General features: G+C 41.9%; 16 protein-coding genes and 7 tRNA genes. 13 read left to right on the plus strand and 10 right to left on the minus strand.

The features are described from left to right. Positions 1–55 precede the first annotated feature (55 nt). On the minus strand, positions 56–2647 hold the full coding sequence (gene leuS / locus FH971_RS03835; protein WP_140233425.1) for a leucine--tRNA ligase: 2592 nt from the start codon (positions 2645–2647) through the stop codon (positions 56–58). Between the two features lie 119 nt (positions 2648–2766). Here leuS and FH971_RS03840 point away from each other — a divergent pair, with 119 nt between their 5' ends. Further along, the gene (locus FH971_RS03840; RefSeq protein WP_137222699.1) at positions 2767–3267 is read left to right on the plus strand and encodes a zinc ribbon-containing protein; all 501 of its coding nucleotides are present in this window, start codon (positions 2767–2769) and stop codon (positions 3265–3267) included. 189 nt (positions 3268–3456) lie between these two features. Here the strand turns inward: FH971_RS03840 and FH971_RS03845 are convergent, their stop codons facing one another. The 6 genes from FH971_RS03845 to miaB form a co-directional block, all read right to left on the minus strand. Next, entirely contained in the window at positions 3457–3969 is a 513-nt protein-coding gene (locus tag FH971_RS03845; RefSeq protein ID WP_140233426.1) for a type II secretion system protein, read from the minus strand. A gap of 12 nt (positions 3970–3981) precedes the next feature. After that, positions 3982–5544, minus strand: coding sequence for an apolipoprotein N-acyltransferase (gene lnt / locus FH971_RS03850; RefSeq protein ID WP_140233427.1), 1563 nt, complete (start codon positions 5542–5544; stop codon positions 3982–3984). Positions 5545–5547: 3 nt separating this feature from the next. Continuing rightward, on the minus strand, positions 5548–6426 hold the full coding sequence (gene corC, locus FH971_RS03855) for a CNNM family magnesium/cobalt transport protein CorC (RefSeq protein ID WP_137222693.1): 879 nt from the start codon (positions 6424–6426) through the stop codon (positions 5548–5550). Between the two features lie 45 nt (positions 6427–6471). Next, positions 6472–6945, minus strand: a complete 474-nt coding sequence (gene ybeY, locus FH971_RS03860) for an rRNA maturation RNase YbeY (RefSeq protein ID WP_140233428.1) — start codon at positions 6943–6945, stop codon at positions 6472–6474. Continuing rightward, the gene (locus FH971_RS03865; RefSeq protein WP_140233429.1) at positions 6945–8003 is read right to left on the minus strand and encodes a PhoH family protein; all 1059 of its coding nucleotides are present in this window, start codon (positions 8001–8003) and stop codon (positions 6945–6947) included. Before FH971_RS03865 ends, ybeY begins: the two co-directional genes overlap by 1 nt. Before the next feature lie 170 nt (positions 8004–8173). Continuing rightward, entirely contained in the window at positions 8174–9598 is a 1425-nt protein-coding gene (gene miaB / locus FH971_RS03870; protein WP_140233430.1) for a tRNA (N6-isopentenyl adenosine(37)-C2)-methylthiotransferase MiaB, read from the minus strand. A 477-nt stretch (positions 9599–10075) separates the two neighbouring features. Between miaB and FH971_RS03875 the strand changes: the two genes are divergently transcribed. The 11 genes from FH971_RS03875 to FH971_RS03925 all read left to right on the plus strand — a co-directional run bounded on the left by FH971_RS03875 (position 10076) and on the right by FH971_RS03925 (position 15888). Continuing rightward, positions 10076–11296 (plus strand): FAD-dependent monooxygenase, encoded by a 1221-nt coding sequence (locus tag FH971_RS03875; RefSeq protein ID WP_240778437.1) that lies wholly within the window; start codon positions 10076–10078, stop codon positions 11294–11296. A 169-nt stretch (positions 11297–11465) separates the two neighbouring features. Then, positions 11466–12053, plus strand: coding sequence for an aminoacyl-tRNA hydrolase (pth, locus tag FH971_RS03880; RefSeq protein ID WP_137222683.1), 588 nt, complete (start codon positions 11466–11468; stop codon positions 12051–12053). A gap of 78 nt (positions 12054–12131) precedes the next feature. After that, the gene (gene ychF, locus FH971_RS03885) at positions 12132–13223 is read left to right on the plus strand and encodes a redox-regulated ATPase YchF (RefSeq protein WP_137222681.1); all 1092 of its coding nucleotides are present in this window, start codon (positions 12132–12134) and stop codon (positions 13221–13223) included. A gap of 212 nt (positions 13224–13435) precedes the next feature. After that, positions 13436–13512 (plus strand) — tRNA-Met (locus FH971_RS03890). Between the two features lie 45 nt (positions 13513–13557). Next, positions 13558–13642 (plus strand) — tRNA-Leu (locus FH971_RS03895). Positions 13643–13687: 45 nt separating this feature from the next. After that, positions 13688–13762 (plus strand) — tRNA-Gln (locus tag FH971_RS03900). A gap of 23 nt (positions 13763–13785) precedes the next feature. Then, positions 13786–13860, plus strand: a tRNA-Gln gene (locus FH971_RS03905). A gap of 5 nt (positions 13861–13865) precedes the next feature. After that, positions 13866–13942: transfer RNA gene (locus FH971_RS03910), tRNA-Met, on the plus strand. Positions 13943–14036: 94 nt separating this feature from the next. Then, positions 14037–14121: transfer RNA gene (locus FH971_RS03915), tRNA-Leu, on the plus strand. A gap of 53 nt (positions 14122–14174) precedes the next feature. Beyond that, a tRNA-Gln gene (locus FH971_RS03920) sits at positions 14175–14249 on the plus strand. A gap of 604 nt (positions 14250–14853) precedes the next feature. Continuing rightward, positions 14854–15888: a patatin-like phospholipase family protein gene (locus FH971_RS03925; RefSeq protein ID WP_140233432.1), complete on the plus strand. Its 1035-nt coding sequence runs from the start codon at positions 14854–14856 to the stop codon at positions 15886–15888. A 245-nt stretch (positions 15889–16133) separates the two neighbouring features. Here FH971_RS03925 and FH971_RS03930 read toward each other — a convergent pair whose 3' ends face one another. The 3 genes from FH971_RS03930 to lolB all read right to left on the minus strand — a co-directional run bounded on the left by FH971_RS03930 (position 16134) and on the right by lolB (position 18720). Further along, positions 16134–17081 (minus strand): ribose-phosphate pyrophosphokinase, encoded by a 948-nt coding sequence (locus FH971_RS03930; protein ID WP_137222677.1) that lies wholly within the window; start codon positions 17079–17081, stop codon positions 16134–16136. A 90-nt stretch (positions 17082–17171) separates the two neighbouring features. Then, positions 17172–18062 carry a 4-(cytidine 5'-diphospho)-2-C-methyl-D-erythritol kinase gene (gene ispE / locus FH971_RS03935; RefSeq protein WP_140233433.1) on the minus strand — a complete coding sequence of 297 codons (891 nt, stop codon included), beginning with the start codon at positions 18060–18062 and terminating at the stop codon, positions 17172–17174. 46 nt (positions 18063–18108) lie between these two features. After that, positions 18109–18720, minus strand: coding sequence for a lipoprotein insertase outer membrane protein LolB (gene lolB, locus FH971_RS03940; protein ID WP_140233434.1), 612 nt, complete (start codon positions 18718–18720; stop codon positions 18109–18111). Positions 18721–18958: 238 nt separating this feature from the next. Between lolB and hemA the strand changes: the two genes are divergently transcribed. Beyond that, positions 18959–20209 (plus strand): glutamyl-tRNA reductase, encoded by a 1251-nt coding sequence (hemA, locus tag FH971_RS03945; protein WP_137222671.1) that lies wholly within the window; start codon positions 18959–18961, stop codon positions 20207–20209. Positions 20210–20216 lie beyond the last annotated feature (7 nt).

The following is a 20216-nucleotide window of genomic DNA, read 5'->3' on the forward strand; positions in this document are numbered from 1 at the left end:
TTAAGGCTTAATGCGATATAAAGCTAACTTGTTTTATATCGCACTTAAGTTTGACTTAGTTGGCCACAATACTGAGGAGTTTACCGGGTACGTAAATTACTTTACGAATCGTTAACCCTTCAGTGTGTTTTTGTACATGTTCATCACTCATGCCTAATGCTTCCACATCTTCTTTTGATGCATCGGCAGCAACAGTGATTTTTGCACGTACTTTACCGTTAACTTGAACCACAATCAGTTTGCTGTCTTCAACTAAAGCTGATTCATCAACCTCTGGCCAACGACTGTCTTCGATATTGCCTTCGTTACCCAATTCATGCCATAACGTAAATGTCATGTGTGGAACAATAGGGTAAAGCAAACGTGTAACGGCAGACAAAGCTTCGTCAAGTAATGCACGGTCTTGAGCGGTTTCTTGTGGTGCTTTTAGTAAATGGTTCATGAGTTCCATTACTGAAGCAACTGCGGTGTTAAACATTTGACGACGCGCAATATCATCACTGACTTTTGCGATTGTCTTATGCAATTCACGGCGTAAAGCTTTTTGATTGGCGTTTAGTTTGCTGGTATCTAATGCTTCAGTTTTACCTGCAGCAACATGATCGCTAGCCAATTTCCAGAAACGCTTAATGAAGCGATGTGCTCCTTCAACGCCAGACTCTTGCCATTCCAGGGTTAATTCTGGTGGCGAGGCAAACATCATGAATAAACGTACGGTATCTGCACCGTATTTTTCAACCATGACTTGCGGGTCGATACCGTTATTCTTCGATTTAGACATCTTGCTCATACCAGTGTAAACCAGTTCATGACCTTGATTGTCTATTGCTTTAATGATGCGGCCTTTGTCGTCTTTTTCTACCACAGTCACTTCTAAAGGTGATACCCAAACACGGGCACCTTTTTCGTTGGTGTAGTAGTAAGCGTCAGCTAATACCATGCCTTGAGTTAGCAATTGCTTTGCAGGCTCATCACTGTTGACCAGGCCTGCGTCACGCAGCAGCTTATGGAAAAAGCGGAAATACAACAAATGCATACAAGCATGTTCGATACCGCCAATGTACTGATCTACTGGTAACCAGTAGTTGGCTTTAGCTGGATCTAACATTTCATCTGCATGAGGGCTACAGTAACGCGCATAGTACCAAGACGATTCCATGAAGGTATCGAAAGTATCTGTTTCACGGGTTGCTGGCTGACCGTTGACTGTGGTTTCGGCCCAAGTTTTATCGGCTTTAATTGGACTTTGGATACCGTCCATTACCACATCTTCTGGCAAAATAACTGGTAGCTGATCTTCTGGCGTTGGTACAACAGTGCCATCAGCAAGGGTGACCATAGGGATCGGAGCCCCCCAGTAACGCTGACGAGACACACCCCAATCGCGTAAACGATAATTGACTTGGCGTTTACCTTTACCTTCTGCGGTTAATCTAGCATCAATAGCTTCAAAAGCGGCTTGAAAATCTAAGCCGTCTAGCTCAGGGAATGCATCGCCCGAATTAAACACCACACCTTTTTCGGTGTAGGCTTCTTTGCTGACATCTACTTCGCTATCTAGCGGCTTAATGACCGCTTCAATGGCAAGATTGTACTTAGTCGCAAATTCATAATCACGTTGATCATGAGCTGGAACTGACATTACCGCGCCAGTGCCGTAATTCATCAATACAAAGTTAGCGACCCAAATAGGTACCAGTTTGCCCGAAATAGGATGAATAGCCTGTAAGCCAGTTGCGACGCCTTTTTTCTCCATAGAAGCCATGGCGGCTTCAGTGGTATCAGCATTTTTACATTCTTCTAAAAATGCTGCTAATTCAGGATTGTTCAGCGCAGACTGTTCAGCTAATGGGTGACCCGCTGCAATAGCAACATAAGTAACACCCATTAAGGTATCCGGACGAGTGGTGTAGATATCAAACGAGGCATCACTGTCTGCAACAGTAAAGGTCATTTCAATGCCTTCACTGCGTCCAATCCAGTTACGTTGCATGGCTTTAACCTGTTCAGGCCAGCCATCTAACGTGTCGATGTCGTTAAGTAATTCTTCAGCGTAATCGGTGATTTTAATAAACCACTGAGGAATTTCTTTTTGAATAACTGGAGTATCACAGCGCCAGCAACAACCATCTTGTACTTGCTCGTTTGCGAGTACAGTTTCATCGTTTGGACACCAGTTTACAGATGAAGTTTTTTTGTACACTAAACCTTTGGCATACAACTGAGTGAAGAACCATTGTTCCCAACGATAGTACTCAGGGGTACACGTAGCGATTTCACGACTCCAGTCATAACCAAACCCTAATAACTTAAGTTGGTTCTTCATGTAATCAATATTTTCGTATGTCCACGGTGCTGGTGAAGTCTTGTTATTTATCGCAGCATTTTCTGCAGGTAGACCAAATGAGTCCCAACCAATTGGCTGTAAAACATTTTTACCTTGCAAACGTTGATATCGTGCCACTACATCGCCTATTGTGTAGTTACGAACGTGGCCCATGTGGAGACGACCTGAAGGGTACGGAAACATTGAAAGACAATAGAATTTCTCTTTGCTTTCATCTTCAGTGACTTCAAAGGTTTTATGTTCTTGCCAGTGCTTTTGCACTAAGGCTTCAATTTCTGATGGATTATATTGTTCTTGCATCAATCTATTTCCGGCTATGCCGCCTATTTTTGATCTAACGCTCGACAGCGTGATTTATAACTGCATAGAATAAACTAGAAGTGACCTATTAAAAAGGTGCGTATTAAGGAGTATTACTTATGAGTGGAAAAAGTTCAGCACTATTAGCCTTGTATGAGTCACTATTCGAACAGGTTAAAGCCATGTTTGAAGAGGATAACTCATTAACAGCTAAGGATTTGTTTAAGGCCGTGACCCAGGGGAAGGAGTTCGTAAAACTTAAATCTCATGCTGATGATGAAGAACTCGCATTAGTAGAAGAATTTTTAAAGCGTGACATTGAAGCCTTCCTAAATGAAGAACATGCCGATGATTTGAGTTATAGCCCAATGGTAATTGGGATTGAGAACACATTATGGCAGTGGTTGAGCGAAATAACCGATCGTAGCCAAGTGGAGTGGCACGAAATATTACAAGATTTCAAAAATAATGGGGTTTATAAGTCTGGGGAAATTATTAACCAAGGTAAGCTGACTTGTAATAAATGTGGTCATCAAATGGAAATCAATTTTCCTGGGGTTATTCCTAATTGTCCTAAATGCGATTTTAATGAGTTTTCTCGGGAGCCATTAACGCCATAATTCATTAACATGTTACTTGGTAAATATATTTAGGGTAACAATCATATTTTCGGTAATAGCAGCTAACGCTTCTGTTACCGATTATTTTGTTATATGCCACTTTCTACAGGGGGGAGCGTTAATTTTACAGAAAAATTAGTAAAATTGATTTTTAAATACTCAGTTAAAATCCGCTAAAGTACTTTTCGATTAACAGCCACTCAACACTGTTTGATATTTGGGGGGGGTAGTAGCGTTTGCGGCTTGAGTGTATAAAAAATAGCAATTATCGTTAGCCACTTGGCCATTACCGTCTTTATCATAGCCAATGTACGTAAACGCAATCCCTTGATACTGAATGGTAAAAACATCATCAAGATTTATCCATTCTTCGATGTCAGTGTTATCTAAATAGCCCCATTTTAACCGCGTTTCATAGACACCATCATTGTCGAGATCAACATCGATTAAATCGTCTCGGTTAGTTACAGGCTGCACTTGAAAACTGGTCATTTGTGAACGGGCATACACTAGGTTATTGGCTGTTTTTACACTGGCCATCACGCCAGATAGCGTGCTTTCTCTTGCTTCAGTACTGAGGCCTATAAACTTAGGTGCAGCAACAACTGCTAGAATAGCTAAAATGATGATCACCACAACCAACTCAATTAACGTAAATCCTTGCGAAAGTGAATGCCTGGTAAGTAGAGTTGATTGCGTCATATTACAATTCCTTTAGCGACGAAAGTAGTTTCTAACGCCTAAAAGTGTGAGTAAACCACAGAGTATCAGTAAGGGGGATTGGCCAAATTTTCTAAACCAAGTTTGTCCTTGGTAAAGCGGAATATTGGTTACAAGCACTCCTGTTTCAAATTGAGGGATCGCATCAGTTATGCGCCCATGAGGGTCAACTACCGCAGTGATGCCGTTATTGGTTCCTCTGAGTAATGGTTTTCCCATTTCAATCGCACGCATTTGGGCAATTTCCATATGCTGCAATGGCCCATTTGAGGCACCAAACCAAGCGTCGTTAGAAACAGTGAGAAGTAAATCTGTTTCGTTTGTGACACTTGCCCTGACTTGTTCAGGAAAGGCTATCTCGTAACAAATAGCGGGGGCAATATGGTAACCCAAGGCAGTTAAATTAGGCTGCGTGTAGTCACCCCGTTGGAATGATGACATTGGCAAATTAAAAAATGGTGCGATAGGGCGAAGTAAATCGCCTAACGGGACAAACTCACCAATGGGCAATAAATGATGCTTTTTAAATTGATTACTGCCATCACCAACATAATCAGCACTCGTCTGGTGCTTCTGTTGGTAATTACCTAACACGATGAGTGAATTATAAAAATCATTTTGCTGGTGGCTAATAATACCGCTGATAATCGCCATATTGTTGATATTGGCAACTTGATTAGCATTCATTAGGAAGTCTTCAACCATGGCTTCCGGTGCTGGGATCGCGGCTTCAGGCCAAATAACAATATCGACGCTAGAGGCTTCATCGAATTGTTCGCGGGTTAGATCCATGTACTTGAGCATGGTTGGCCACAGTGCATCGGGTTCCCATTTCATGCTTTGGGCAATATTACCTTGTACTAATGCAACCTTGACCGATTTACCTGAGGCAGTAATTGGATTGAGTTGTGGTGCAATCCAAGCACTTAGTGTTAAGACGGGCAATATAATTAATACAGGTAATAGGCGTTTTTGGGTTAACAGCATTAATGAGCCTGCAACTAATGCCACCACGAAGCTCAAACCCAAGGCGCCAATAAAGCTGGCTAACTCACTAAGTGGGCCCAATGTTTGGCTATAGCCTGCCCAAATCCAAGGGAAACCAGTTAGCACCCAGCCTCGTAACCATTCGGTGAGTACCCATAATGCAGGGAATATCCCCAGATAGGTTAAGTAAGGATTTAAGGTGTGTTTAGATGTACGTGATAGTTTACTGACTAAATACCCACAAATAGCAGGGTAAATAGCCAGATAGAGTGCCAGCAGTGCCATTAGGCTTATTGATACCGCAATGGGCATACCACCAAAGGTGTCAATACTGACATGAACCCAACTAATGCCGATAGCAAAACAACCAAAGCCAAAACTGAACCAGTAATACAAATTTTGTTTGGCGGTTAATGCTTGGCTTTGCCATAAAGCAAAGCCCAATGCTAAAGGAAATATCGCCCAAATTTCATAAGGCGCAAATGATAATGCGGTACTGGCGCCAGCAATAAATGCTGTCACCAGACGAGCAATACTCAAAGGTGAGTATATAGATTGAGTTTTTAGCACGATTTAGTCGTCGAATTCTTCACTGGTATTAGGGTCGGGAAGTTTAACACGAAGTTGTACTAATCGGCGGTTATCTGCATTAATGACTTTGAACTCGATATTGTTAATGACAATAATTTCATTCCGTTCAGGTAGATGACCAAATGCATGCGACACCATGCCACCCACAGTATCGAATTCTTCATCACTAAAGTTGGTACCACAAGCTTCATTGAAATCGTCGATTTCAGTGAGTGCTTTCACCATAAATACAGTGTTACTGAGTTTTTTTATTTCAGTGTCTTCAACAGAATTATGGTCAAATTCATCTTCAATCTCACCGACAATTTCTTCGAGAATATCTTCGATGGTCACTAAGCCTGATACGCCGCCATATTCATCGACAACAATCGCCATATGATAACGTTGCGAGCGAAATTCTTTAAGTAGCACATCGACGCGTTTGCTTTCTGGTACAACAACAGCAGGTCGAATGACTTGGGCAAGCGTTAATGGTTCATCTGACTGTTTAAAACCGAATTTAATCAAATCTTTGGCCAGTAAAATGCCTTCAATATGATCTTTATCTTCATTAACAACAGGGAAGCGAGAGTGACCTGAATCCATGACGATTTCTAAAAATTCATCAACAGTCGAGTCTATTTGAATGGTAACAATTTGCGCTCTTGGGATCATGATGTCGCGCACTCGAAGGTCCGAAACCTCTAATACACCTTTAATCATTTCGCGAGTGTCTTCTGTAATGAGGTCGCGCATTTCTGCACCTGCGATTACGTCGACTAAATCTTCGCGATTTTGAGGTTCGCCCTGAAATAATTGGTTAATCTTATCGAACCAGCTCTTCTTGTGGGCGTTTGTACTCGGGGGGATATCGTCACTCATAATATTTACTTAAACAAGTATATCTATTTGATATAAATAGTTTATTTATGCTTCCTTATAGGGGTCGGTAAAGCCTAAGCCTTCAACAAGTTGGGTCTCTAATGACTCCATCTCATCGGCTTCTTGGTCGATAATATGGTCATAACCTAGCAAATGCAAGCAGCCGTGTATGACCATGTGCGCCCAATGCGCATTTAGGGGTTTATTTTGCTCAATGGCTTCTTGTTCGACAACCTCAACGCAAATAACTAAATCGCCCAATAATGGTAGTTCAACTTCTGGTGGCGCTTCAAACGGGAAAGACAATACATTGGTGGGTTTGTCTTTACCGCGATAAGTACTGTTAAGCTGCTGGCTTTCTGTAATATCAACAAGACGAATGGTTAACTCAACTTCAGGCATTGTCTGACCAATAGCAGTACGTACCCAAGTTTTAAATTCAGTTTTAGAAGGTAAGTTGAGCTTATCATCAACTGCAATTTGCAGGTCAAGATCTAGTTTTATCCCTCGTTGACTCATTAAACTAGGCCCTCTTTTTGTTGTTGACGTTTTTGCTCACGCTCTTGATATGCTTTTTCTTTGATGGCTTTTTCAATTTGCTCTTGTTGCTCAAACGCTTCATAAGCTTCAACAATTCTAGCCACAACAGGATGACGAACCACGTCTTGTGCAATAAAGAAATTAAAACTGATTTCTGGCACCTCACTCAATACTTCTATGGCGTGACGCAAACCAGACTTTTGGCTACGAGGTAAATCGATCTGGGTAATGTCACCCGTGATCACTGCTCGCGAATTAAAGCCAATACGGGTTAAAAACATTTTCATTTGTTCAACGGTGGTATTTTGGGCTTCATCTAAAATAATAAAAGCATCATTGAGTGTTCGACCGCGCATATAAGCGAGTGGGGCGACTTCAATTACACCGCGTTCAATCAGTTTTTCAACTTTCTCAAAACCCATCATTTCAAACAATGCATCATAGAGTGGGCGTAGGTAAGGGTCTACTTTTTGGCTTAAATCGCCGGGTAAGAACCCGAGTTTTTCACCCGCCTCAACTGCTGGACGAGTTAATAGAATACGACGTACTTCTTGACGTTCATAGGCATCAACCGCCGCCGCAACAGCAAGGTACGTTTTACCCGTACCAGCAGGGCCAATACCAAAGCTAATGTCATGACGAGTAATATTATGCATGTACACACTTTGATTGGGTGTACGAGGTTTAATGACGCCACGCTTGGTTTTTATATGAATGTCGCTGTCGTCATTATCTTGTTGCGCTTCAAGGTTAATCGCTTCTTGAATGGCTAAATGAACCATTTCGGGTTCTAAGTCTGGCGTACTGCCTTTTACGGTTTGAGTTTCAATGTATAACTGACGTAACAAGTTATTGGCATTGAGTGCGTTACGTGGCAAACCTACAATAGTGAAATGATTATTTTTATGGATAATCTCAACACCTAAGCGGCGTTCAAGTTGTTTGATGTTGTCATCAAATGGGCCACATAAGGAGGCGAGGCGACGAGTATCTGAAGGTTCTAGATACAAATTCATGGTGGTAACTTTAGTACTCAAATAAGGCTCCAGGTTTTGGTATTGAACAACAAAACAATAGCGAGATAATGCTATTTCTTCATGATAACAGTTTACGAGTCTCCGGATAGAATTACCATGATATGACTAATTTTAAGCAAAATTAAAGGCGGACAAGCCGCCTTTAATTATTTTTAAACTACAAACATCAATTACGGCTTAAAGTGGGTTACACCTAAAGCATCATCTTGCTTGTGTTTAGCCATAATATCTGACGGATGTAAGCTGCGACGTAAATCCATTTCATCTTCACCTCGAACAAATTCACCGCGTAATGAGTTGGTATAAACATCAACAATTTTCACATCAACGAAACTGCCGATATGGGTGTGGACAGCTTCAAAGTTAACCACACGACTGTTTTCAGTACGACCGCGAAGTTCCATTGGATTCTTTACCGAAGGACCTTCAACTAAAATGCGTTGAACAGTGCCCAACATTTGACGGCTATAACGCATTGCTTGTTGAGTAATACGTTCTTGTAAAATAGCTAAACGCTGTTTCTTTTCCTCATCGCTGACATTGTCAGGCAAGTCTGCCGCAGGTGTACCTGGGCGAGCGCTATAGATAAAACTAAAGCTGTGATCAAACGCGACATCTTCAATCAGTTTCATGGTATCAGCGAAATCTTCTTTAGATTCACCTGGAAAACCAATAATAAAGTCTGAGCTGATTTGAATATCAGGACGAGCTTTACGCAGACGACGAATAATCGACTTGTATTCAATCGCCATGTGACCGCGTTTCATTTGGGTTAAAATACGATCAGAACCCGATTGCACCGGTAAATGCAGGAAACTCACCAATTCAGGCGTGTCTTCGTACACATCGATAATGTCTTGAGTAAACTCAATTGGGTGGCTGGTAGTAAAGCGTAAACGATCGATACCGTCGATTGATGCAATTAAGCGTAGCAATTCTGCAAAGGTACAAATTTCATCGTCGTGCGTTGCGCCACGGTATGCGTTAACGTTTTGACCTAATAAATTCACTTCACGCACACCTTGAGCAGCCAATTGAGCTACTTCAAGAATGACGTCATCTAATGGACGGCTGACTTCTTCGCCGCGAGTGTAAGGCACTACGCAGAAAGAACAGTATTTACTGCAACCTTCCATAATAGACACAAATGCCGTTGGGCCATCAGCGCGAGGCTCAGGAAGGCGATCGAATTTTTCAATTTCTGGGAAGCTGATATCAATTACAGCTTTTTCGCCGCGTTGAATTTGTTCAATCATCTCAGGTAAGCGATGCAGTGTTTGTGGGCCAAAGATAATATCAACGCATTGAGCGCGATCTTTAATCGCTTTACCTTCTTGTGAGGCAACACAGCCGCCGACACCAATAATTAAATTAGGATTTTTATCTTTTAAAGATTTCCAACGCCCTAGCTGATGGAAAACTTTCTCCTGTGCTTTTTCACGAATAGAGCAAGTATTAAGCAGCAGTACGTCTGCTTCGCTCGCATCTTCGGTCAAGGTATATCCTTGATAGTCGTCTAATAAATCAGCCATCTTTGATGAGTCATACTCATTCATTTGACAGCCCCAGGTCTTAATATGAAGTTTTTTACTCATCAGTGCTCGCCAGTAAATCCACAGTAAAAATAGCGCGACATTTTACCTGTTGTCGGACGCTCTGGCTAGCATTAGTGCACGTTTCGCTCATTTGAATATAAACTGGTGAGTACCCTTATAAACTGTAATGGCTTATTGTTTGAGTAAAATTAGTGTGATTGAGGGACTGAAAAAATGAATTTTACAGCCATATTATGATCCTAGCGCTGAACATTGATGGCTTAAGCCAACATTATTGGATTGCAACATTTCCGTGGCATGTTGTTATAGGGCATAATTAAATCCATTACGATATGTAGCTGTCATCATTTCAATAATACTAACGCTTGTCGCGTTGGTTATTCATTGCAAAAATGTAGATAAAGACGTTATAGCACCATGGGGTTATACTGTTTTTAGGCTGGCTTTAACTAGGTTGCCGATTCATCGACTGTCATATTAAACATCATGTCATCTCACTATTATGGATGTAAAACCATGCAAGATGCTTCTCTTACTGCAACTCATTGCTCCAATACCATTGATTATGATGTTGTCGTTGTCGGCGGCGGAATGGTTGGCGCTGCAGCAGCAATTGGATTAGGTCAGTTAGGGCTAAGCGTGGCGGTGATCGAATCACGCCAGCCACAAGCTTATGAACCTGAGCAACCGCTAGATGTAAGGGTGTCGGCTATTAGTGTGGCGTCTGAGCAGTTGCTAACTCGTTTAGGTGTGATGGAGCATTTACTTACCCTGCGTCACGCACCTTACAACGGTTTGGAAACGTGGGAACTCGACGGTTGTTTAACTGCATTTAATGCCGAACAAGTTGGTCAGGCGCACTTAGGCTATTTTTTTGAAAACCGGTTAATTCAATTGAGTCTATGGCAGCAAATCGATCAAATGGACAATATCACCTTATTGTGTCCCCATAGTGTGGCCCAATTTGAACGTTTAGCAGACCGTCAGCAAGTGAGTATAAAGCTTGATAATGGCGATACACTGACGACTAAGCTGCTCATTGGTGCCGATGGTGCTAATTCGCAAGTGCGTCAATGGGCTGGGATTGGTGTGACAGGCTGGGATTATGCCCAATCGGCGATGTTAATTAATATCAATACTGAAACACCACAACAAACGGTCACTTGGCAGCAGTTTACGCCAGCCGGTCCCCGTAGTTTGTTACCTTTGCCTGGTCATCACGCTTCATTAGTATGGTATGACGATGCCAATCGTATTAAACAATTATCACAACTCAATAATCTTCAACTTGCTGAACAAATACGACTACATTTCCCGTCACGGTTAGATCCTCGTTTTACTGTAGAAAGTCGCGGGAGCTTCCCGTTAACGCGTCGACATGCACAAGGCTATTACCAAAATAATGTGGTGATCATTGGTGACGCAGCCCATACCATTAATCCATTAGCTGGGCAGGGGGTTAATATTGGTTTTAAAGATGTTGATTTGCTGGTGGCTCAAGTGGCTAATGCCATTGGCTGCGGTGAAACATGGTGGCAAACGCCAGTATTAAAACGCTATCAACAATCACGTTACCTTGATAATCAATTAATGATGACCGCAATGGATGTATTTTATGCGGGCTTTAGTAATAATATTTTGCCATTAAAATTACTGCGAAATGGTGCGTTAAAACTCGCCAATATTGATTCTCCAATTAAGCGAAAAGTCTTGAAGTATGCACTTGGACTTAGTTAAACCTAATAAGTGGGTTAACTTGTGGTTTGTTGACAAGCCATTTGAGTGCTAAAATGCCGCGTTTTGCATCATGTGTATTTTGATGTACCCCATGAAAGGCGTTTAGCTGCACTTATTGCGAATAACTTACGCAGATAATAACTTGTGCTAATAAACTGACTAGGTCGTGATGAGTAACATTAAACTGATTGTCGGGTTGGCAAACCCAGGTGCTGAATACGCACAAACTCGCCATAATGCTGGTGCATGGTACGTGCAAGAATTAGCGCGTATTTGCAATGTTCAATTAACACCAGACAGCAAATATTTTGGGGTTACTGCTCGTGCTACTTTGCACGGAAGAGATGTGCGTTTGTTGATCCCAACAACGTACATGAACTTAAGCGGAAAGTCGGTTGCAGCGTTAGCCAACTTTTTCCGGATACTGCCCGAAGAAATCTTGGTCGCCCATGATGAGCTCGACATGGAGCCCGGTGTCGCCAAATTTAAATTAGGTGGCGGTCATGGTGGTCATAACGGTTTAAAAGACATTATTGCCTGTTTAGGTAATGACAAAAACTTTTATCGCTTGCGCATTGGTATTGGTCATCCTGGTGATAAAAATAAAGTCAGTGGCTATGTACTGGGTAGAGCACCAGCAGTAGAACAAGAACGAATAAGTGCTGCGATTGATGAAGCGGTTCGTTCCACCGAGATATTATTTAACCAAGACATGGCGAAAGCTATGCACAGATTACATTCGTTCAAAGCAGAATAAGCCATGCGAATTTTGTTTTAACACCCTTTTCGACATCATTATCCATTGGGATAATTCTACATATATAAAGGTAAGCATATGGGTTTTAAATGCGGCATTGTTGGTCTTCCAAACGTAGGTAAGTCAACGTTGTTTAATGCGTTAACACAAGCGGGTATTGAAGCGGCAAACTTTCCGTTTTGTACTATTGAGCCAAATACTGGGGTAGTACCTGTACCAGATGCACGCCTTGACGCGTTAGCGGAAATTGTAAAACCACAACGCATATTACCGACTACAATGGAGTTTGTGGATATTGCTGGTTTAGTGGCTGGCGCTTCTAAAGGTGAAGGTTTAGGTAATAAGTTTTTAGCTAACATTCGTGAAACCGATGCAATTGGTCACGTTGTACGTTGTTTTGAAGATCCGAACATTGTTCACGTGGCGAACAAAATCGATCCTGCTGGCGATATTGAAGTGATCAATACCGAATTAGCGCTAGCCGATTTAGATGCATGTGAGCGTGCTATTTTTCGTCAAGCCAAGCGTGCTAAAGGTGGTGACGGTGATGCGAAATTTGAAGTCGCTGTACTTGAAAAAATGCGTCCACTGTTAAATGAAGGCCAAATGTTACGTTCGTTGGAATTAACTAAAGAAGAGTTGGCAGCCGTTGCTTACCTTAATTTCTTAACGATTAAACCTACGATGTACATTGCTAACGTTGCTGACGATGGCTTTGAAAACAACCCTCATTTAGATGTTGTTCGTGCTATTGCAGCAACAGAAAATGCCATAGTTGTGCCTGTGTGTGCTGCTATTGAATCTGAATTAGCAGAAATGGAAGCCGATGACCGTGCAGAGTTTATGACCGATCTTGGTATAGAAGAATCAGGTTTAGATCGGGTTATTCGTGCCGGTTACGAACTATTGAATCTGCAAACTTACTTTACTGCGGGTGTAAAAGAAGTGCGTGCATGGACGGTTCCTGTCGGTGCATCTGCTCCGCAAGCTGCGGGTGTTATCCATACCGACTTCGAGCGTGGTTTTATTCGTGCACAGGTAATGGCGTATCAAGATTTTATTACCTACAAAGGTGAAGCTGGCGCCAAAGATGCTGGTAAATTACGTGTTGAAGGTAAAACTTATGTCGTTAAAGATGGCGATGTAATGCATTTCTTATTTAACGTATAAGTGCTATTTACGTTATTTAGAAATTAAAATGGGGCGTAAGGGGATTTTTCGTAAGTTAATGGTGTTTATTTTGTCGATTAGGCATTCAGTTTGGTGAAGTTATAGCCGAACAAGCCGAATTGATGAAAATAGCGAAAAAAACCAGTTGACCTCGATAACCTGAATAAGCATAATACGCCCCGTTCCTCGCAAGAGGGATAGCAAGAAATAGTGGCAATATAGCTCAGCTGGTTAGAGCACAGCACTCATAATGCTGGGGTCGCAGGTTCAAGTCCCGCTATTGCTACCATCTATTTCTTACCCATCTGCTCAAGATGTAAAACTAGAGTGTTGTGCGGGAGTGGTGGAATTGGTAGACACGCCAGATTTAGGTTCTGGTGCCGCAAGGTGTGAGAGTTCAAGTCTCTCCTTCCGTACCATTTATTCGAGATGTTTGCTTCGGCGAATGTTTCAAAAAGCTTTATTGGGATATCGCCAAGCGGTAAGGCACTGGGTTTTGATCTCAGCATTCCAAGGTTCGAATCCTTGTATCCCAGCCATTTTAAACGTTAGACAAGATTATTGGGATATCGCCAAGCGGTAAGGCACTGGGTTTTGATCTCAGCATTCCAAGGTTCGAATCCTTGTATCCCAGCCATCTTTGGCAATATAGCTCAGCTGGTTAGAGCACAGCACTCATAATGCTGGGGTCGCAGGTTCAAGTCCCGCTATTGCTACCATATTTATTAGGTAGAGTGAGAGTTGCTTACACTAGCTAATAAAGCCAAAGTTTACTCTGAAATAAAAAGAGTATACTGTAAGTTAAAATTTGATGCGGGAATGGTGGAATTGGTAGACACGCCAGATTTAGGTTCTGGTGCCGCGAGGTGTGAGAGTTCAAGTCTCTCTTTCCGTACCATCAAATTTTAACCATGTGAATGGTTTATCTGCTTTACAATAAATAGTTACAATTGGGGTATCGCCAAGCGGTAAGGCACTGGGTTTTGATCTCAGCATCCCCAGGTTCGAATCCTGGTACCCCAGCCATATTTAAAAAGCCCGTCTATTAAGACGGGCTTTTTGCTGTGTATTTTTTATGTTTAAGTCTTTTATACCAATCTCATTAAATATCTGGTCAGTTCAGAGTCTCTCAGGTTTTTCAATTCAAGGCACATGGATGTAGAAATGGTTGTTCCCTTTTAAATCGATGTAACACAGAAGTGGAATACCTGAGAGACTCCATTCTGGCGGGTTTCAAAGTCCTTTATGCTTCGTTAGATGCTTTCAAAATACGACTGCATGGTCTATTTTTTCCATAAAAAATAACACATTCCCACCCTCCATGGCGGTCAGATGCTGGAGGTAGAGTAACGCAGGAGCTTGTTACCGAGAATCACTATTCGCTTCAATCATCTGCCTTGCCTACAGCACTTTGAACTCCCGCTGAAAGATCACATATTTAATAGGATTGGTATTATAATGAGGGTTAGTTCAAAACAAGAACAAACTTTACTGTTATCCCCATTATTGTTGTGCAAGCTGATTATCAATAGTATTTCTCTATTAACATGATTGATTCTATCCGTTATCTATTTTACTGGCTGTTGTTTAAACTTACCTTATTCAGTAAATATAGTGACAAAGGCTCACCATGAAAACTTCAGCATCGACATCACCAAGAAATCCTAATGAAGCATCTAGCCCTAAAATGGCGCTTATTGCAGAGGGTGGTGGTCAGCGGGGAATATTCACTGCTGGTGTGCTAGATGCGTGGTTAGAGAATAATTTTGATCCCTTTGATTTATTTATAGGCACGTCTGCTGGTTCTCAAAATTTGACTAGTTTTTTGTCTCGTCAAAAAGGCTATGCCAAACGGCTAATTCGCGGGCTGTCACGTCATAAGCGTTTTTACCAGTTAGGCCGAGGCTTAATCGGGGGGGATGTCGTCGATTTAGATTGGTATTTTGATAAAACGACTCAAGGTTATTTTACTTTAGACTTTACTACTGCCATGAAATCATTAGGTGAACGTGAGTTACTGATAACCGCAACTAACTCTCGCGATCGTCAAGGTTACTTTTTACGTCCAAATGGTGATAGTCATCAATGGAACGAATTACTCAAAGCATCAAGTGCATTACCTTTCTTATATAAACAAGGTGTTAAACTTACACCCTGGTTAACAACTGATGCTGCTAATCAAGCCCATGACAGTAACGATTCCCCTTTGGAAGATTTCTACCTAGACGGTGGTTTAGCCGCACCATTACCTGTGCGTGAAGCGTATCGTCGTGGCGCTAAAAAAATTGTGGTTATTCGCACTGTTAATGCGGACTTTCAGGCGCAATCAGCTTGGGTACATAAGCTAACATCATGGATTTGTGTGTCAGGATACTGCCCAAAAACTATCGATTACTTAGTTCAGCATGAACAAGCTTATGAGCAAGAGCTCGCTTTTTTGGCTAATCCTCCTGAAGATGTCGAAATCATTCAAATTTTTGCTGGTAACAATCTTGAAAGCAAACTATTAGGCAGTTCTGATGTGGATTTACGTCATGACTATCGTACGGGTATTGCTGCTGGAAATACTTTTTTGCAGACCCAGCAAGCATTTTATGCAACTGATACATTACATAAGATAGATAAGGAGCCATCATTTGCTGTTAGCCACGCATTGAGCGCTTAATAGAGTTTTATTGGTTTTAAGGGGCGATATGAGACTTGCTACGGATTAAAACTACTATCCTTAATATTTACATACCATTATCAATATCCCTAGAAGGTACCGCTTGAACTGTGCAATATGATTAGGTTGCTGATGGACTGGTAATGAGTTTGTCGTCATCGCCACGCCATTGCTAAGTTTTGGCATAGCAAACAAAAAACGCACTCATATGAGTGCGCTTTGTTATTTCATTCACTGAATAATAATTAGTGACGGAACATCGCAGAGATTGACTCTTCGTTACTTACACGACGGATTGCTTCTGCTAATACTGCTGACATAGTCAGTTGGGTAACCTTAGTCACTTTCAGCATTTCAGCGCTCAAGGGTACTGTGTCAGTTACGATAACTTCATCAATGACAGAGTTAGCAATATTTTCAGCAGCATTACCTGAAAATACCGGGTGAGTAGCATAAGCAAACACGCGATTAGCGCCATGTTCTTTTAATGCTTCAGCTGCTTTACATAAGGTGCCACCAGTGTCGATCATGTCATCGACAATAATACAATCGCGGCCTTGAACATCACCGATGATATGCATCACCTGAGCAACGTTTGCCATTGGACGACGCTTATCGATAATAGCAAGATCGGTATCATCTAATAGCTTGGCTACTGCGCGAGCGCGAACTACACCGCCAATATCAGGAGACACAACAACAGGGTTATCTAATTTTCTGGCGAGCATGTCTTCAAGTAACACTGGGCTACCGAATACGTTATCAACAGGAACATCAAAGAAACCTTGAATTTGCTCAGCGTGTAGGTCACAAGTCAATACGCGGTCAACACCCACGCTAGACAAGAAATCTGCAACTACTTTCGCTGTAATAGGTACACGTGCACTACGTACACGGCGGTCTTGACGAGCATAACCAAAGTACGGAATAACGGCAGTAATACGACCCGCTGATGCACGGCGTAACGCGTCAACCATTACAATAAGCTCCATGAGATTATCGTTAGTTGGTGCGCAAGTAGATTGGATGATAAATACATCCGCACCACGTACATTCTCGTTTATTTGAACACTGATTTCACCGTCGCTGAAACGGCCTACAACTGCATCGCCAAGTTTGCAAAATAAACGGTCGGCAATCTTAGCGGCTAGATTTGGGGTAGCGTTACCAGCAAAGAGCTTGATGTCGGGCACTTTATGAACCTCAGGTGTTTGCTTTACGATTAAAGGCTAGATCAATTTTATGTGTTGTCACTCAAAACTGACCCAGAAGAAATTATGTTGTTAGAGTTGCTCAAGTCGTATTTGTAATGGCGACTTGTTCATCCCTTTTGCGACAAAACCTTGCATATCAGCTGGTAGTTCGGCTAAAGCATCAAGGGCTTGTTGCGAATGTGTAAATTCCCCGAACACGCATGCACCTGTTCCGGTCATTCTCGACGGCGCATATTCTACCAGCCAGCTTAAGGCATTGGCAACTTGAGGGTGCCTAGTTGTGACCAATTTCTGACAATCATTTGTCCACTGCTGTCCCATTAAGCTGACAATTTCAAGTTTTGGGGTGTCGCGAGGTAAGCTTGGATCTTGAAATATGTCTTGTGTTGACACATGCACATCTGGAACAACAACTAAGTACCATAGCTCGGCAGGTTCGACGCTAATCAATCGCTCGCCAACGCCTTCTGCAAAAGCTGAAAAACCATTAATAAAAACAGGGACATCAGCACCAAGAACAAGGCCTATTTCGGCTAGTTTTTGTGGCGAAACGTTAGTTTTCCATAGTGCATTTAGTGCCACTAATGTGGTTGCTGCATCAGACGAACCACCACCTAAACCGCCACCCATAGGCAATAATTTGTCTAACCAAATATGCGCACCACCATTATATTGGGTGTGTTTTTTGAGTGACTTTGCGGCTTTAAGAATTAAGTTATCGCTGTCAGCAACAGAATCTGAAATGGTAGAGTGGAGAATGAGCTCTGGCGAGTCGGTGATTTGAAAATCAAGGTAATCACAATGATCAATAAATTGAAATAGTGTTTGTAATTCATGATAACCATCGGCGCGCTGACCCGTAACATGTAAAAATAAATTCAGTTTTGCTGGCGCAGGCCAATGTTTGGATATATCTGAGTTAGCTGAGTTATAGAAGTTATGTGAGTTAGTTGAGGTCATGTTCGTTTAACTACCTTATTGATTCGCCAGCACTTAATATTTTACGCTATTTTGTTTTGGCTGCGACGGCTGTCCATTGATTAGTTTGAATTTTTATTTGCACATCTTCGCGTTCAATTTTCAATAATTTAGGCACAATAGCACCGTTTTGTTGTTGCCAACTGAGAAAGCTGACCAACCAATTTGCTTCGGGGTCATGGCTAATTAATTGTTTAATGGTGCCGTCAGGATTATAGCTGATGATGTTATCATTACTGCCGACTTGGCCCGTGATCCATAATGGCAGGCTTTCTAAGGGGATTGACCATCGACTGATGCCTGTCAGTAAATCCTGAGCGTTACTGTCTCGATATGTTTTGCCGTCAACATCAAGTGTTGCCATGCCTTGATCTGTCTTAAGAGTTAATACCGTTGTGCCTAATACGGTTGTTAAGCGTAAATCATTGGCCGCTGGTTGATGTAACCAATACAAATTAGTGCTGAATTTGTCCTGAGATGTCTTAACAGCAATTTTACCTTGAAGCTCCCATGCTTTAGCTTGATTCGCATTCGTGACATTGATAGGCGTAAAATCTTCAGATGGGGTTACACTACAACCTGCTAATAAAAGCGCCACGGAAATAAAGGTGATATAAAATAAAGATGTAGATAAGCGCAATGGATTTGCCTAGCAGTTGCTTAAGATGTTCTTATGATACTGGGGTTAAGGCGTTATGTAAAAATGCTTTTGCCAAAATTAATGCGACATTAATGTTATGGTTTATATAATACTTATCTGAACAATCCATAAATATTTAAACATTTATTCGGTTTTGTTAAGCCAATTGTGTTTTTCGTTGGTTCAATTCAGTAGAATAGCCTAATTAACGTCACCGAAAAGAACTTGATATTATCAAATGAGCCTAGTAATAATCGGGATAAACCATAAAACCGCCACGGTAGATTTGCGTGAAAAAGTCGCTTTCTCTCCAGACCGCATTCATGACGCCATGAAAAGCTTGGCTAGTCGCACCCGAACGGGTGAGGCCGTTATTGTGTCTACCTGTAACCGTACTGAGCTATATTGCAATAATGCCGAGAAAGAAGACATTATTGAATGGTTGCAGGATTATCATGACCTAGAACGCAGCGATTTAATGCCGTGTATTTATGCTTATGAAGAACAAGTTGCCGTCCAGCATTTAATGCGAGTCGCATCGGGTTTAGATTCACTGGTATTGGGTGAGCCGCAAATTTTAGGGCAAGTCAAACAAGCCTTTGTCAAAGCTAAAGAAGCGGGCACTATCGCATTAACGATTGATCGCTTATTTCAAAATACCTTCTCAGTGGCTAAAAAAGTCCGCACAGAAACTGAAATCGGTGCCGCCGCCGTTTCTGTCGCCTTTGCCGCTGTTAGTATGGCGAAACACATTTTCTCATCATTAAGTACAACTAAGGTGCTACTTATTGGTGCCGGAGAAACCATTGAGTTAGTCGCCAAGCATCTTAAAGACAATGGCGTTGCTTCTATGGTGGTGGCCAATCGCACTATCGAACGTGCTCAAGCCATGTGTGCAGAGTTTAATGCGACAGCGATAACCTTGGAGCAAATACCAGACTTTCTCGCTAAAGCCGATATCGTGATATCCTCTACCGCCAGCCCGTTACCTATTTTGGGTAAAGGTATGGTCGAAAAAGCGCTAAAACAGCGCCGTCATCAACCTATGTTATTGGTGGATATTGCCGTTCCTAGAGATATTGAAGCAGAAGTCGGTGAGTTAGACGACGCATTCCTTTATACTGTAGACGATCTGCATAGCATAATTGAACAGAACATGGCTTCACGTAAAGAAGCCGCCGAGCAAGCAGAAATAATTACTGAAGAGCAATCTCACCTATTTATGGAGTGGATTCGTTCTTTAGAGTCAGTCGACAGTATTCGCGAATATCGTAGCCAGAGCTTGGCGATTAAAGATGAATTAGTTGAGCGTGCCTTGAGCAAATTGTCTCATGGCAGTAATAGTGAGCAAGTGATACTTGAGTTAGCCAATAGGTTAACCAATCGTTTGATACACTCACCGACACAAGCGCTTACTTCAGCAAGCCGTCAAGGCGATTTGAATACGTTAGGCCAATTAAGATCTGCGCTTGGTTTAGATAAAAACTAAGGTTAGC

It is taken from the genome of Shewanella polaris (genome assembly GCF_006385555.1).
GTDB classification, from domain to species: Bacteria; Pseudomonadota; Gammaproteobacteria; order Enterobacterales; family Shewanellaceae; genus Shewanella; species Shewanella polaris.